Origin of the sequence: Streptomyces sp. TRM68416 (assembly GCF_014596915.1) — a bacterium.
Taxonomy (GTDB): domain Bacteria; phylum Actinomycetota; class Actinomycetes; order Streptomycetales; family Streptomycetaceae; genus Streptomyces.
Window position 1 is genome coordinate 701,654 of sequence record NZ_JACVWU010000001.1, and the last position, 14,366, is coordinate 716,019.

The 14,366-nt window shown below is 71.7% G+C and carries 12 protein-coding genes; 7 read left to right on the forward strand and 5 right to left on the reverse strand.

From position 1 onward, the window contains the following. Positions 1–251 precede the first annotated feature (251 nt). Both ICC28_RS03150 and ICC28_RS03155 read right to left on the reverse strand, forming a co-directional pair. A complete protein-coding gene (locus ICC28_RS03150) occupies positions 252–1,130 on the reverse strand; it encodes a pyridoxamine 5'-phosphate oxidase family protein (protein WP_188286786.1) in 879 nt (292 codons plus the stop codon). Between the two features lie 2 nt (positions 1,131–1,132). Beyond that, entirely contained in the window at positions 1,133–1,576 is a 444-nt protein-coding gene (locus ICC28_RS03155; RefSeq protein ID WP_188286787.1) for a VOC family protein, read from the reverse strand. 120 nt (positions 1,577–1,696) lie between these two features. Between ICC28_RS03155 and ICC28_RS03160 the strand changes: the two genes are divergently transcribed. Both ICC28_RS03160 and ICC28_RS03165 read left to right on the forward strand, forming a co-directional pair. After that, positions 1,697–2,269, forward strand: a complete 573-nt coding sequence (locus ICC28_RS03160; protein ID WP_188286788.1) for a CGNR zinc finger domain-containing protein — start codon at positions 1,697–1,699, stop codon at positions 2,267–2,269. 166 nt (positions 2,270–2,435) lie between these two features. Next, positions 2,436–5,753 (forward strand): S8 family serine peptidase, encoded by a 3,318-nt coding sequence (locus ICC28_RS03165; protein WP_188286789.1) that lies wholly within the window; start codon positions 2,436–2,438, stop codon positions 5,751–5,753. 133 nt (positions 5,754–5,886) lie between these two features. Here the strand turns inward: ICC28_RS03165 and ICC28_RS03170 are convergent, their stop codons facing one another. Together ICC28_RS03170 and ICC28_RS03175 are read right to left on the reverse strand one after the other, a co-directional pair. After that, complete coding sequence (locus ICC28_RS03170; protein ID WP_188286790.1) at positions 5,887–6,627, reverse strand: hypothetical protein; 741 nt, start codon at positions 6,625–6,627, stop codon at positions 5,887–5,889. Position 6,628: 1 nt separating this feature from the next. Further along, on the reverse strand, positions 6,629–7,171 hold the full coding sequence (locus ICC28_RS03175; RefSeq protein ID WP_188286791.1) for an RNA polymerase sigma factor: 543 nt from the start codon (positions 7,169–7,171) through the stop codon (positions 6,629–6,631). A 270-nt stretch (positions 7,172–7,441) separates the two neighbouring features. Here ICC28_RS03175 and ICC28_RS03180 point away from each other — a divergent pair, with 270 nt between their 5' ends. Genes ICC28_RS03180 through ICC28_RS03190 form a run of 3 tightly spaced genes read left to right on the forward strand, consistent with a single transcriptional unit; the run spans position 7,442 to position 10,464 of the window. Beyond that, positions 7,442–8,074, forward strand: coding sequence for a hypothetical protein (locus ICC28_RS03180; RefSeq protein WP_188286792.1), 633 nt, complete (start codon positions 7,442–7,444; stop codon positions 8,072–8,074). Positions 8,075–8,095: 21 nt separating this feature from the next. Further along, positions 8,096–9,664 carry a hypothetical protein gene (locus ICC28_RS03185; protein WP_188286793.1) on the forward strand — a complete coding sequence of 523 codons (1,569 nt, stop codon included), beginning with the start codon at positions 8,096–8,098 and terminating at the stop codon, positions 9,662–9,664. A 32-nt stretch (positions 9,665–9,696) separates the two neighbouring features. Next, complete coding sequence (locus ICC28_RS03190) at positions 9,697–10,464, forward strand: TIR domain-containing protein (RefSeq protein ID WP_188286794.1); 768 nt, start codon at positions 9,697–9,699, stop codon at positions 10,462–10,464. Between the two features lie 63 nt (positions 10,465–10,527). Here the strand turns inward: ICC28_RS03190 and ICC28_RS03195 are convergent, their stop codons facing one another. Then, positions 10,528–11,442, reverse strand: coding sequence for a macro domain-containing protein (locus ICC28_RS03195; protein ID WP_223188196.1), 915 nt, complete (start codon positions 11,440–11,442; stop codon positions 10,528–10,530). 96 nt (positions 11,443–11,538) lie between these two features. On the opposite strand from ICC28_RS03195, the gene ICC28_RS03200 reads away from it, so the two are divergent. Together ICC28_RS03200 and ICC28_RS03205 are read left to right on the forward strand one after the other, a co-directional pair. Then, positions 11,539–12,906 (forward strand): macro domain-containing protein, encoded by a 1,368-nt coding sequence (locus ICC28_RS03200; protein ID WP_317453948.1) that lies wholly within the window; start codon positions 11,539–11,541, stop codon positions 12,904–12,906. Positions 12,907–13,348: 442 nt separating this feature from the next. Next, complete coding sequence (locus tag ICC28_RS03205; protein WP_188286795.1) at positions 13,349–14,365, forward strand: aspartate-semialdehyde dehydrogenase; 1,017 nt, start codon at positions 13,349–13,351, stop codon at positions 14,363–14,365. Position 14,366 lies beyond the last annotated feature (1 nt).

The following is a 14,366-nucleotide window of genomic DNA, read 5'->3' on the forward strand; positions in this document are numbered from 1 at the left end:
CTCCCCGAGTGCGTGACGCGTCGGCAGTGGTCGCGGGCGCCCGCAGGTGCGGACGGCCCGCTCGCTCTGGATCGTTGGCACCGGGGATGACCTGCGCGTGAACGAGGCGGCAACGCGCGACACCGATCGCCGTACGTGGATCTTGGCCCACCCCGCCCGTACCGGACCGCTCCTCGGACGGCCGGGGAGCGGTCACGCGCTGTTCATCTTCGGGGGTATTCGGGGGCGTTCAGGGGGGTGCTCGGGGTCGTTCAGAGGTCCTCCGGGTTGGCGGGCGACAGCTCGGGCGCCGCCCAGCGCAGGGGGACCGCCGACGGGGTTTCGACGGCCTCGGTCACCGTGAAGCGCACTCTGCGGTCGGTGCCGAACTCCGTGTGGGCCTCGCCGGTGAGCTGGAGCGTCGTGCCCGTCGTCCAGTCGAGGAAGAGCAGGCCCGCGCGTGGGTCGGCGGCGAGGTTGCCGAGGGTGAGGAACATGGCGTTGCCCGGGTAGTCGCGCCAGCTGAGTTCGCCCGGGGCGTCGACGCGTACGAAACCGGGGTTGCCGCCGCGATGGCTGGCGTCGGCCCCGCCCTCGCGCACGGTGGCGACGAAGAAGGTGTCCGCGCGGGTGACGAACTCCGCCTGGTCCGGGGTCAGTTCACCGCCGACGCGAGTCTCCCCCGGCCTGCGGTCGGGCAGCGTCTCGTAGGTCTCCCTTCGCTGGAGGTACTTGGGGCAGTTGGCGAAGACCTGGTCCGCCTCGACGGCGAACCCCCTCGCCGTGGGCCGGAGCCGGCCGTTGAGCCGCATCCGGCGTCGGGTGCGGGGGTCGAGGGCGATGGTGCCGACCGGGGTGCCCTCGGTGCTCAGCGCCGTCGCGAGCGGGTCGGCGGCCCCGGGTCCGCCCGCGACGGAGATCTGCCGGGGTCCGGTGGCGCGGACGAATCCCGGGGCTCCGGAGACCACCGTCGCCCACACCCGGCCCGTCGCCGGGTCGGCGGCGCCGACCACCAGTTGGGGCTGGAGTTCGAGGAAGGCGGCGGCGACCGGTTTGATGCCCTCGCCGATGGACCGGCCGACGTGGTCGGCGAGCTGCCGCACGCCGACCCGTTCCTGCACGGCGCGCGAACCCGCGTGGTAGACGCCCACGGCTAGAAGAACCCGCAGGTCGGGGCCGCCTCGGTGGGGGCCGGTGCGTCCTGCGCCCCGCTCGGCACGGAGATCTCCAGGCGGGTGCCGTCGGGGTCGTGGAAGAAGATGCCGCCGGACGCGGCGCCCTCGGCGTGGGCGACGACCCCCTCGTAGGCGAAGTCAGCGCCGTACCGCCGCAGGGCCGCCTCGTACTCACGGACCTGTTCGATCGAGTCGGCCTCCAGGGCGAGGTGGTGCAGGCCGGCCCGGCCGCTGTCGTACGGCCCCTGTGCCTGCTGCCAGAGGGTGAGCACCAGGCGCTCGCCGTCTCCCAGGAAGGCGTACCGGCGGTCCTCCTCCTTGCCCTCGCCGAGCAGGACGAAGCCGAGCACGTCGCGGTAGAAGCCGAGCGAGCGGTCGAGGTCGGTGACGTTCAGTCCGATGTGGCTGGTGCCCAAGGTCATGACGGTTCCCTTCGCCTGATGCGTCGTTCTAACTCTTGAAAGTGAGATTAGTGGTTAGAAATGGCGAGTGTCAACCGGTCACGTACTCTTGACCGGTTAGCACGGAAGGGAGCCCCCCTCATGACCCCCACGCCCTCCACGTCCCCCACGTCCACCCCCCGCCCCGACCCCCGCCCCCTCACCGGCGAGCCGCTCGCGCTCGACCTGCTGAACACGCGCTGGATGCAGGACGGGGCCGTGCAGGACCTGCTGGCGGACACCGAAGGACTGGCGGTGTGGCTCACGGCGAACGGCCTGGACGGCGACCACCCCTGCGACGCCACGACCTTGCGCCACCTCCTGCAGGCCCGCGACGCACTGAAGGCCGCCGTCGACGGCTCGCCCCGGGAAGCGGCACCGCTCGTCGACGCCGTCCTCGCGCACGGGCGGATCCGGGCCACGCTCACCGCCGACGGGCCGGGCGAGCTGACCGAGTTCGACGCGCCCGCCTGGGGTCCGGCCTGGCTCGCCGCCCGCGACTACCTCCGGCTGCTCAGCACCGTGCCGGACCGCATCCGCGCCTGCGCCCACGAGGCGTGCATCCTGCACTTCCTCGACACCTCACGGAACGGCACCCGCCGCTGGCACTCCATGGCGACCTGCGGCAACCGCGCGAAGGCCTCCCGCCATTACGCCCGTACCAAGGAGGACTGACCCCCCTCGGGCGACTTGCCCCCTTCGTCGGGGATCGGCACGGAAAGGGATAGCGGGTTTTCCCCATTCCTCCATTTCGTTTGTGTCAACTCTCCCCAAACATCTGTCCCTTCGGTAAGGCTGAGCGGTCGTTCCACGCTCGTTCCTTTACCAACAAGGGATGCTGATGACCCTCACCCCCCAGCGTGATCCGATATCCGGCACCAGACGCGCGGCCCGTATCGCCGTCGCCGCCGGACTCGTGGCCGCGCTCTCCGCTGCCGGGCCGATACCCCTGGCCCTCGCCGCGGACGACCCGGCACCCGCCGCCGCGGCCGACCCCGGCCTGAAGCCCGCGCACGACAAGCTCGGCGCGGACGACGCGAACCGCCTCGCCGACGCCAAGGCGGCCGGCGACAAGAACGTCACGATGATGATCGCCACCGCTCCCGGCCGGGCCGAGCAGGTCGCCGAGCAGCTCGACGCGATCGGCGGCTCCCTGGTCGGCAGGACCGACGACAAGCTCGGCTACGTCCGGGCCACCGTCCCCACCGGCCGGGCCGACAAGGCCATCACGGCGGCGCAGAAGCTCTCCTCCGTCCAGGCCATCGATCTCAAGCAGGAGATCAAGCTGGACGACCCGACCCCGGACCTCACGGGCGGCGCCAAGGCCTCCCGGGGCACCTCGGCGGCCGGCACGGGATACGCGGCACCCGGCAAGAAGACCCCGGCCGTGAACCCGTACAACCCGTCCTTCGAGACCGGCGCGGTCTCCTTCGTGAAGGACCACCCCAAGTACGACGGTCGCGGCGTCACCATCGGCATCCTCGACTCCGGCGTCGACATCGCGCACCCCGCCCTGCAGAAGACCACCACCGGCGAGCGCAAGATCGTCGACTGGGTGACGGCCACCGACCCGGTCGCCGACCGCGACGGCACCTGGCTGCAGATGAACTCCGCGGTGACCGGCCCGGTGTTCACCGCCGCGGGCCGCACCTGGAAGGCGCCCGAGGGCTCGTTCATGTTCCGCACCTTCGCGGAGTCGGTGACCCGCGGCGGCGACATGGCCGGCGACCTGAACCGCGACGGCGACACCACCGACGTGTGGGGCGTGCTGTACGACCCGGCCACCGGGACCGCCCGCGTCGACCTCGACAACGACGGCGACTTCACCGGCGACGAGGCGATGAAGCCGTACAAGGACGGCTTCCAGATCGGCTACTTCGGCACGGACAACCCCGACACGCCGATCGCCGAGCGGATCCCCTTCGTCATCGAGATCCGCAAGGACGTCCCCTACAACGCGGCCGGCGACAAGTCGGACTTCGTCAGCATCGGCGTCATCACCGGCCGGCACGGCACCCACGTCGCCGGCATCACCGCCGCCAACCGCCTCTTCGGCGGGAAGATGAACGGCGCGGCGCCCGGCGCCAAGCTCGTCTCGTCCCGCGCCTGCAACTGGACCGGCGGCTGCACCAACATCGCGCTCACCGAGGGCATGATCGACCTCGTCACCAAGCGCGGCGTCGACATCGTCAACATGTCGATCGGCGGCCTGCCCGCGCTCAACGACGGCAACAACGCCCGCGCCCAGCTCTACACGCGGCTCATCGACGAGTACGGCGTGCAGCTCGTGATCTCCGCGGGCAACTCGGGCCCCGGCACCAACACCATCGGCGACCCCGCCCTCGCCGACAAGGTCATCTCCGTCGGCGCCTCCGTCTCCCGGGAGACCTGGGCCGCCAACTACGGCTCGGTCGTGGAGAAGAAGTACGCGATGATGCCGTTCTCCTCGCGCGGGCCGCGCGAGGACGGCGGCTTCGCCCCGACGCTCACGGCTCCGGGCGCGTCCGTCAACACCATCCAGACCTGGTCCCCGGGTGCTCCCGTCGCCGAGGCGGGCTACTCGCTGCCGCCGGGCTACGGCATGCTCCAGGGCACCTCGATGTCCTCGCCGCAGGCCGCGGGCGCCAGCGCGCTGCTGCTGTCCGCCGCCAAGCAGCGGAGGATCGAGCTGTCCCCGCTCACCCTGCGCACCGCGCTGACCAGCACCGCCCGCCAGATCAAGGGCGTTCAGGCGCATGAGCAGGGCGCCGGTCTGATCCGTATCGTGCAGGCCTGGGACGCCATCAAGGACCGGGCCACCGCCCACAGCTACACGGTGAAGGCCCCGGTCGACACCGCGCTCAGCGGCTTCCTGAAGGAGCCCGGCTTCGGCACCGGCCTCTACGACCGCGAGGGCGGCCTGAAGGTCGGGCAGAAGAAGACGTACGAGCTCACCGTCACCCGTACGTCCGGGCCCGACCGTCCGATCTGGCACGAGCTGGAGTGGGCGAACAACGACGGCACCTTCCGTCTGCTCGGCGACGACGAGGTCCGGCTGCCGCTGAACAAGCCGGTCACCGTCAAGGTCCAGGCGCGGGCGAAGACCGCGGGCGTGCACAGCGCGATCCTGGAGGCCGACGACGAGCGCACCGAGGGCGTGGACCACCAGATCCTCACCACGGTCGTCGCCGCGCAGCCGCTGGCGAAGCCGTCGTACGCCGTCTCCGCCTCCTCCTCGGTGCAGCGCAACGGCACGACCTCGTACTTCGTCACGGTGCCCGAGGGCGCCAAGACGCTGGAGGTCGCGCTCGGCGGGCTGAAGGAGAAGAGCCAGACCCGGTTCATCGCCATCAACCCGCACGGCGTCCCGGTCGACAACACCGCGACGATCTACTGCTACCCGCACTTCTCGCTGCCGTCCGACCCCAACACCTGCCGTCCCGACCTGCGGACGTACGTCGACCCGCAGCCGGGCGTCTGGGAGATCGAGGTCGAGTCGCGGCGCACCTCGCCCGACCTCGACAACCCCTACAAGCTGGACGTGTCGGTGCTCGGCACCGTCTTCGACCCGGCGGTGACCACGGTCCCCGAGGCGACGATCGGCACCCCGGTCACCGCCGAGTGGACGGTCACCAACAACTTCGCGGCGCTCCAGGGCAAGCTGGAGGGCGGTTCGCTGGGCTCGGCCGTGCTGGACACGCCGACCATCGGCCACCACGAGGTCCGCACGACGACGGTCGAGGTCCCGGCCGGGGCCGAGCGGCTCGACGTCTCCATCGGCCGGACCTCCGACCCGGGCGCCGACCTCGACCTGTTCGTCCTCAAGGACGGCGTGACGGTCGGTCAGTCCGCGGACGGTGACTCGGAGGAGTCCGTCAGCCTGTCCAAGCCCGCCGCCGGTACGTACACGATCCGCGTCGAGGGCTACGACGTGCCGTCCGGCTCCACGACGTACGCCTACCAGGACGTCTACTTCGCCCCGGCCCTGGGCTCGGTGAACGTCGACTCCGGCGCCACGGTCTCGCTGGCGAGCGGCGCTTCCGCGAAGATCTCCGCCGAGGTCCTGGTCGACGCGGCCGGTCCGACCGGCCGGCAGTTCTTCGGCGAGGTGCGGCTGGTCAACGCCCGTGGCACCGCCGCGGGGCTGGGCACGGTCGTGATCGAGAAGGTCGCGGGCTGACGGTCGTCCGCTGAGGGACTGCTGATCCCTCCGGTGACCGCATGACCGGGCCAAGGGGCGGGTGCTCCCCTGTGACACCCGCCCCTTGGCCTGTCCGGTCCTCCTGCTCCCCCGTTGGGACACCCGCCCTTCGTCATCCGCAGGTGAGCCCCCGCGACTCGGGCAGCGAGCCGTTGATCCGCTCCCGTTCCGGGGCGATCTCCTTCTCGCCGACGATCCACACGTCGGGCGGGCCGCCCTTGTCGGGGACGCCGAACAGGACGTGGTCGCCGGGGCGCAGGCCGGGGGCGGTGTTCCTGTCGATGACGTAGGTGAGGTCGTCGCCGTTCTTCGGTGCCGGTTCCTCCGGCTTGTAGACGTGGGTCAGATCGAGGCTGACGCGGACCAGCTCCGGGTCCGCTGCGGACGGTTTCGCGGAGCGGACCTCGCCCTCGGCGACCAGGTACGCGCAGGCGAGGTAGCGAGGGCTGCCGAAGTAGGCGTCACCGGCGGCGGCCTCCTTCTGGGCCTCGTCCGCCGCCGACGCCGCCGCCCCGTTGTCGTCGCCGTCACCGGTGCCGGACTGCACCACCAGCCAGCCGAACCCCGCCATCACGGCCGCCGCGGCCGCCGCGGCGAGGGAGCCGACGGCGAGCCGAAAGGTCCGGCGTCGCCTCACCGGCCTCACCGGCCGTACCGGCGCGGGGGCCGGGGCGGTCCGCGGATCGTCCCCGCCCAGGGCGTGGCCGATGATCTCCAGTTGCTCCCGCAGCACGGCGAGGTCGGCGGTGGCGGACCGGTGTTCGGCCAGGAAGGCGGCGTCCGCCTCCTCGGGCAGGGGCTCGTCGGTGATCGCGGCCATCAGGGCGTCGAGACCGTTGTGTTCGGCGGTCACGTCACACCACCTCGTCCTCGTGCAGGCGGGCGCGCAGGGCCCGTACCGCGGTGTGCAGCCTGCTCTTGACCGTTCCCTCGGGGATCCCGAGCTCCCGGGCGATCCCGCTCACCGGCAGGTCGGCGAAGAACCGCAGGACGACCACCTGGCGCTGGGCGTCGGGCAGTTCCTCAAGACCCTGGGCCACGGCGAGCGAGAGCACGCTGGTGTCCTCGCCCGAGGGATGTTCCAACTGACGCAGGGAGGCCAGGCGTTCGCCGATCCGCTCCTGGCGGCGCTTGGCCCGGTGCCAGTCCATGGCGAGGTTGGAGGCGACGACCGCGGCCCAGGCCGACACGTCCCGCGGTGCCTCGTACCCCTTCGCCGCCCGCTCCAGCAACCGCAGGCGGACCTGCTGCACCCCGTCCGGCAGGTCCGCCTGCGGCACTCCGCCGAGCGCGAGCACCGCTCGCACCCTGCGCTCCTGGGCCGCGTCCAGAGGGTCGTCCGGTACGTCGAGCACCGCGTCCCCCTGGCCGCCGCGCCGGGCCTTTCTGCGCAGCACAGCCACCCCTCCCCTCGCCGCGTTTCTCCTATGACGCCGGCGGGGACGGAAACGTTCGGCGCGACTTCCGGAATCTCGCGGACCGGAGGGGCGGGCGCTGAACATATCGGACCAAGTCACCCGCAAACGCGGCCCTTTACCGGACCCGGATCGGAAGCGCATCGGAAGCGCGAAAGCCGTTCGCAGTCGATGAATATCGGGCAGAGTGAGCTTCGTCATACCAGCGAGACAAGCGAGAACTCCGCGTTCTGCCGGGGGTTGCGAGGGCCCATGAGACACACCTACGAGGCGCCGAATCTCTTACCGGCCGGCGGTCAGGAACGGACGTACGCCCTGCTCATCGGCGCGGTCCCCCTGGTCCTGCTGCTCTTCGGTGTCCTGCCCCAACTGGGCTCCGGCGGCGACGGATCGGGGACCGGGCCGCTGCCCGACCGCGGCGGCAACCTGTTCGGCGCGCCGACCTCCCTCACGCGTGAGCCGGAGACCGCCACGACGTACGGCTCCGCGCCGTCCCTGCCCGCTTCCGGCGGCGAGGCCACCGGCCCGACCCCGAGTCCCCTCAGCCCCTGGGGCGAGGAGACCACGCCGAGCCCCGACGCCACCGCGAGCGCCGCCGACGACCCCGCCACGGTCGTCAACCGCTACTTCGAGGCCATCAACGACCGTGACTTCCGGACCGCCTGGGACCTGGGCGGCAAGAACTTCGACTCGTCCTACGAGTCCTTCGCCGAGGGCTTCGACAAGACCGAGCGGGACGAGCTCACCATCGAGTCCACTCTGGGCAACCGGGTCACGGTGTCCCTGGTCGCCGTCCTGTACGACGGCACCGTGCAGACGTACAGCGGCTATTACACCGTCGTCGACGGGCTCATCACCGACGGCTCGTTGGACCTCACCGGCTGAGCAGAGCGGAGCGGCACAGACATGTCGAGCGACACCCTTTCCCTGCCCGTTCAGCCGCCGGAACCGCCCCGGGCGGTCCCTCAGCGGCCCGCCCCCGACGCCACCAGCAACGCCACCCGGCTGCTGTGCGCGGGCACCTATCTCGACGCGGCCTACCGCGCCACCGTGATCCGCGAACTGCTCACCAACCGGTCCCGGGTGGTGGCACCGTCCTACGGCTACGACGCGGTTCCGGTGCTCGCGCACGCCCTGGCCGCGCGCCGGCTGCAGCGGATGCGGCGGGCCGCACTCGGCGCGGGCACCGTCGTCACGGTCTTCCTGACGGCCGTCGGCGTCCTCAGCGGGTTCACCGCGACGCTGGTGGTGCTGTGGCTGCTGTGGTTCACCGCGTATCTGCGGCGGGTGGTCACCCTGCAGACGCTGACGGGCCGGCTGCGGCGCCGCACCGACGGGGCGAACGCGTTCGACGGGTCCTGTCCCCAGCGCCCCGAGCTGACGGCCGAGCTGGTCGCCAAGATCGACGAGGAGCAGTCGTCCGACGGCAGCGTGATCCGCTACGGCGGCTACAAGCCCTTCGTCGGCGCGGGCGCGCAGGTGCGCACCTGGTCCACCGCCGAGTTGTTGATCGGGGCCCGGGAGACCGTGTTCGACCGCGACCGGCGGACGGGACGTGAGCCCTGGGAGCCGGACGAGGTGGACGAGGTGGACGAGGAGCCCCGGCGCAAGGAGGTCGTCCCCTTCACCGTCGAGGAGATCACCTCGTACGTCGATGCCCACATGAAGGCGAACCTGCGCGAGCGTGAGCGCCGGACGGAGCGGATCGACGGCCTCGCCGTGGCGCGGAGCACGTTCACCACGGAGGTCAGGACCCGCCCCGGCACGCCGCAGGGGGCGGGCCACTGGCAGGACACGTACGGCTCGGGGCGCTCGTACCTGTGCATCCGGGTGGGCTCCTGGGACCAGGAGCTGGTCACCACGGCGTTCGTGGGCTTCGACCTCAAGGGGAACACCCTGCACACCGAGTTCTACTCGTACGTGCTGGCACCGATCCGGGCGAGCTTCCACCTGGTGGACCGGCTGCCCGCCACGCTCAACGGCGGCCTGCTGCTCCGGGTCGCCTGGGACACCGTGCGCGCCACGCCCGACGTCGTGCTGAAGCCGGTGCTCACCAGGCTGCGCTCGTGGGCGCCCGGCCTGAGCGCGGGGCAGGTGGAGGAGACCCTGATCGAGGCGGCGCGGCTGCCCGACACCAGCGAGTTCCGCCTGGGCCGCTACGCGGACTCCGCGTCGGGGCGCGGGGCGCTGCTGAGCATCAGGGAGATGGCCACGAGCCGCCGCTTCCACGTGTTCTTCCAGGAGACGGACACCGTCAAGTACACCCAGATCGTGGAGCGCGAACTGCTCCAGATCGTCCGTGACTTCCTGCACGAGCACCACGTGGACCTGGCGGAGCACGAGGCCCGCCAGACGAACATCCTCAACAACTACGGCAACAACAACAACTTCGTGAAGGGCAACAACAACAACGTCAACTCGGGGACGCAGCACGGCGGCCGGCCGTCCGACGGCGGCCAGGGCGCGGCCTCCTGACGGCGGACGTCAAGGGTGATGGGAAAGATCTCATGAGCACCGACGCGGGCAACACCAGCAACTACGGCAGGCGCAACAACTTCGGGCGCAACAACAACTTCGTCACCGGTGACGGCAACACCGCCAACTCCGGTACGCAGAACTTCTACGGTGACGTCCCCGGGCCCCGTCCCGACCGCGAGCGCCGGGAAGAGGCCCGGGAGCCGGAGCGTGCCGGTGTCCCCACGGCCCCGGACCCGGACCGCAGCCGCAATGTCTTCGTCGTCCACGGGCGGGACGAGGAGGCGCGGATGAAGATGTTCGACCTGCTGCGCCTGCTCGATCTCCATCCGCTGGACTGGGAGGACCTGATCCGGGCCACCGGCCGGACGGCACCGTACCTGGGCGAGGTGGTGGCGAACGCCCCCGCACAGGCCCAGGCGGCGCTGGTCCTGCTCACCCCGGACGACGTCGTGCAGCTCCACCCCGAGCTGCACGGTCCCCACGAGCCGCCCTACGAGACCCGGCCGACCGCCCAGCCGCGGCCCAACGTGCTCATCGAGCTGGGCATGGTGCTGGCGGCCTACCCGGAGCGCACGCTGCTGGTGCAGCTGGGCGAGATGCGCCCGATCGCCGACATCGGGGGCATGAACTACATCCGCTTCGACGGTTCCGAGACCGCCCTGGGCAAGATCGTGGAGCGGTTGAAGCTGGCGGGGTGCAAGGTCAACGACACCGGCTCCGACTGGCGCCACACCTGGCCGTACCGGCTGCTGTCGGCGTACGGCCGCACCGGGCAGTCGGTGTCGCCGGCCTCCTGAAGCCGCGGTACGGGCCCAGGGGCCGGCCCCGGTCCGGGGGATGGGCCCGTACCGCTCCTCTTCTCAGACGTGGCGCCGGGCACCCGCCGCCAGGGTGTCCAGGAACGCGCCCGTCTCCGGAAGGTTGATCCGCCCCAGCTCGCCGGGGCGGATCACCACGTGCAGCTCGCGGCAGACCGCCCGCTCCCAGGAGTGCACGACGAACGACAGCAGGATCAGCCGCAGCAGACTGTCCTCGTCGAGGTCGTACAGCCGGGCGAGCCCCGCGCCGGTCAGCGGCATGGTGACGCGTCCCAGCTCGCCGTGGTCGCGGACGGCGTCCCACAGCCGCTCCAGGCCGGTCCACAGGTCCCGGACATTGGAGGAGGCCACGCAGTCGTTGCCCATCCGGGAGTAGGCGACGGCGAAGACCAGCCGCGGCCGGCTCCCGAGCACCGCGACGGTGCCCAGCGGGTAGCGTGCGCGCTTGCCCCGCGGCTTGTCCCGCGCGGTCTCGGTCGCCACCGGTGCCACCCCGTGCAGGGCCGCCGCCAGCTCCGCGTCCAGGCGCCGGACGTCCCCCGCGTAGCGGCGGGCCAGCAACTGCCCCTGAACACTGCCGTCGTTGATGACACTGCTGTCGCCGACCACGGTGTCGAAGGTGTCGGTGAACCCCACCACCAGATGACCGGGCCGGTCGAAGAGGTCGCCCTCCTCCACCACCACCGTCATGCCGGGCCGGGTGAACTCCTGTCGTACGCACATCGGTTGACGCGACCGGGCCAGCCCCCAGGCCAGGCACAGTGCGAGCGAGCCGGCCAGCACCGGCCCGGGCCGGGAGACCGCGTCGGGGAACAGCTGTCCGGCGAACTGCACGGCGGCCGACACACCGCCGAAGGCCACCAGGGCCTGGGTGACGAACGCCCGCCGCCCGAGCCGCGAGCCCGGGAGCCACCGCCGCACCGGACGGATCGACGGGTGCGGAACGGTCCTTCGCATGATTCCCTCCAGGGCACCTTGGTACGCTGACGACCCTGCTGAGGGTGTGTCACGCGGCAATAGGGGGGCGGGCGCGTGCAGACTCACACTCCGGGCGTGCGTGTACGGGTCCTGGGTCCCGTCCGGCTGGACGTGAACGGCGCTCCGGTACGCCTCACACCACTGACCGCGCGTCTGCTGCTGCGCCTGGTCGCCGCCGAGGGCGAGGCGGTGACCGCACGCCGGCTCTACCAGGACGTCTGGCAGCACACCGTGGAACTGCCGCGTCAGGAGCTGCGCAGCCGCAACGAGGTGCAAAAACGCATCCTGGAGCTGCGCCGTGCCTTCGACCTGGCCGGCCCGGGGTGCGGTGCCCGGATCGTGCGGACCGGGCAGTTGCCGACGGCGCGCGGGGCGCAGAGCACCTACCGGCTCGACCTGTCGGCGCAGGAACTGGACAGCGCCGAGTTCACGCACCTGGTGAGCGAAGCGCTGCGCGCGGCACCGGCCTCGGCCGTCCGGCTGCTCACCGACGCGCTGCGGCTCTGGCAGGGCCCTCCGCTGGCCGAGGCGCACGAGGAGGACTTCGCTCTGACGGCGGTCCGCCGGCTGACCCGGCTCCGGGAGACCGCGCTGCGGGAACTGGTCGCGGGCCACACCGTGCTCGGCCGCTACGACCTCGCCCTGCCGGTCGCCGAACAGGCCGCCCGGGAACGGCCGGAGGACGCCGAGGCCGCCGCCGCTCTGGTCCGGCTGAACGCCCGGCTGCGCGAGCGGCACGGCGCCGAACTGCTCCGGCACAGGCTGCGCGGGCTGCGGGTGGACGTGGTCGTGGTGCGCGGCGACCTGTTCGACCAGGACGACGCCAATCTGGTCGTGGGGTTCTCCGACACCTTCGACACCTCCGCCAACGACGTCGTGATCAGCCGGGAGAGCGTGCAGGGGCAGCTGGTCGACCGGCTCTACGAGGGGCGGCACCGGCTCCTCGACGACAAGCTGCGCCGCGGGCTCAGGGACGTCACCCCGCTGGCCACGGAGAGCCCCCGGGCGAAGCCGCGCGGCCGCCGCACCCGCTATCCGATCGGCACGACGGTGGCGGTGCCGGTGGGCAGACGCCGTGTCTTCGCCCTGGCCTACTCCCGGCTGGGCAACGATCTGCGCGCCCGGTCCGGGCCGGCGGACCTGCGGCTGAGCCTGGAGCACCTGTGGCCGTCGGTCGCCCGGCACGGCATGTTCAAACCGGTGGCGATGCCCCTGATCGGGGCGGGTCTCGCGCGGGTCGTCGAACTCGACCACACCCAGCTTCTGCTGCTGATCGTCGAGACCTTCACCCGCAGTCTGCGACAGGACTCCGCCGTCTCCCCCGAGCTGCGCATCGTGCTGCGCGACGACGAGCTCCGGCGGACGGAGCTGACGGCCGTCGAGGCGTTTCTGGGCGCCGCGGACGAGCGGGGTCCGGCGTCCCCGCCGCTCGGCGCGCGTTGACCTGGTCATCTCCCCAGCAAAGATCACCTCCCGCTTCCGCGGACAGTCACCGCCCGCTTCCGGTGCGCTTCCGGGACGCTTCCGGCCGACGGTCGGCTCATACGGACGGTTCGCCCCGGCGGCCGGAGGGGGCCGGACACGGAGGTGTGCGTCACACCGGGACGGAGGCCGGACCCGCGCCCGTCCTGGGGCGGCAGCCCCCTCCCCGTCCACGCACCGCGCGAAAACCTCCGCCCGAGGCAGGGGATCGCCGGAAATTCCGTCCGCAACCGCATACCGGGCGCAATCCCGCACGTCCCGGGAGCCGGCGCGAGGGGGGCCGAACGGCATCCCCGACGTGAGCCACGTCCCATCCCTCGGGCAAACGATTGGACACGACGGGCCTGGACAGACGCATGATGGAAACGTCCAGGCCACGCAACCGCCACGCAAGGGAGTCGCCGTGAAGGTAGGAATCGTCGGAGCCACCGGTCAGGTCGGCACGGTCATGCGCAGGATCCTCAAGGAGCGGAACTTCCCCGTCTCCGAGCTGCGCCTGTTCGCCTCGGCCCGTTCGGCGGGGACGGTCCTGGACGGCGTGACGGTGGAGGACGCGGCGACGGCCGACTACACCGGCCTGGACATCGTGCTGTTCTCCGCGGGCGGCGCGACCTCCAAGGCGCTGGCCGAGAAGGTCGCCTCCCAGGGCGCCGTCGTGATCGACAACTCCTCCGCCTGGCGCAAGGACCCCGAGGTGCCCCTGGTGGTCTCCGAGGTGAACCCGCACGCGATCGCGGACCGTCCCAAGGGCATCATCGCCAACCCGAACTGCACGACGATGGCCGCGATGCCGGTGCTGAAGGTGCTGGACGCGGAGGCGGGTCTTGAGGCGCTGGTCGCCACCACCTACCAGGCGGTGTCCGGGTCGGGTCTTGCGGGCGTGGCCGAGCTGTACGGGCAGGTGCAGAAGGTCGCCGCCGACGCGGAGAAGCTGACCCACGACGGCGAGGCGGTCGACTTCCCCGAGCCGCAGGTCTACAAGCGCCCCATCGCCTTCAACGTGCTGCCCTTCGCCGGCAACCTCGTCGACGACGGCCTGAACGAGACCGACGAGGAGCAGAAGCTCCGCAACGAGTCCCGCAAGATCCTTGAGCTGCCCGAGCTGAAGGTCTCCGGCACCTGTGTGCGCGTGCCGGTCTTCTCCGGCCACTCGCTCCAGATCAACGCCCGTTTCGCCCGCCCGATCAGCCCGGAGCGCGCGACCGAGGTGCTGGCCGGCGCCCCCGGTGTCGTCCTCTCCGACATCCCGACGCCGCTCCAGGCGGCCGGCAAGGACGCCTCGTACGTCGGCCGCATCCGCAAGGACGAGACCGTCGACAACGGCCTCGCCCTGTTCCTCTCCAACGACAACCTCCGCAAGGGCGCCGCGCTGAACGCGGTGCAGATCGCGGAGCTGGTGGCGGCCGAACTCCAGGGCTAGG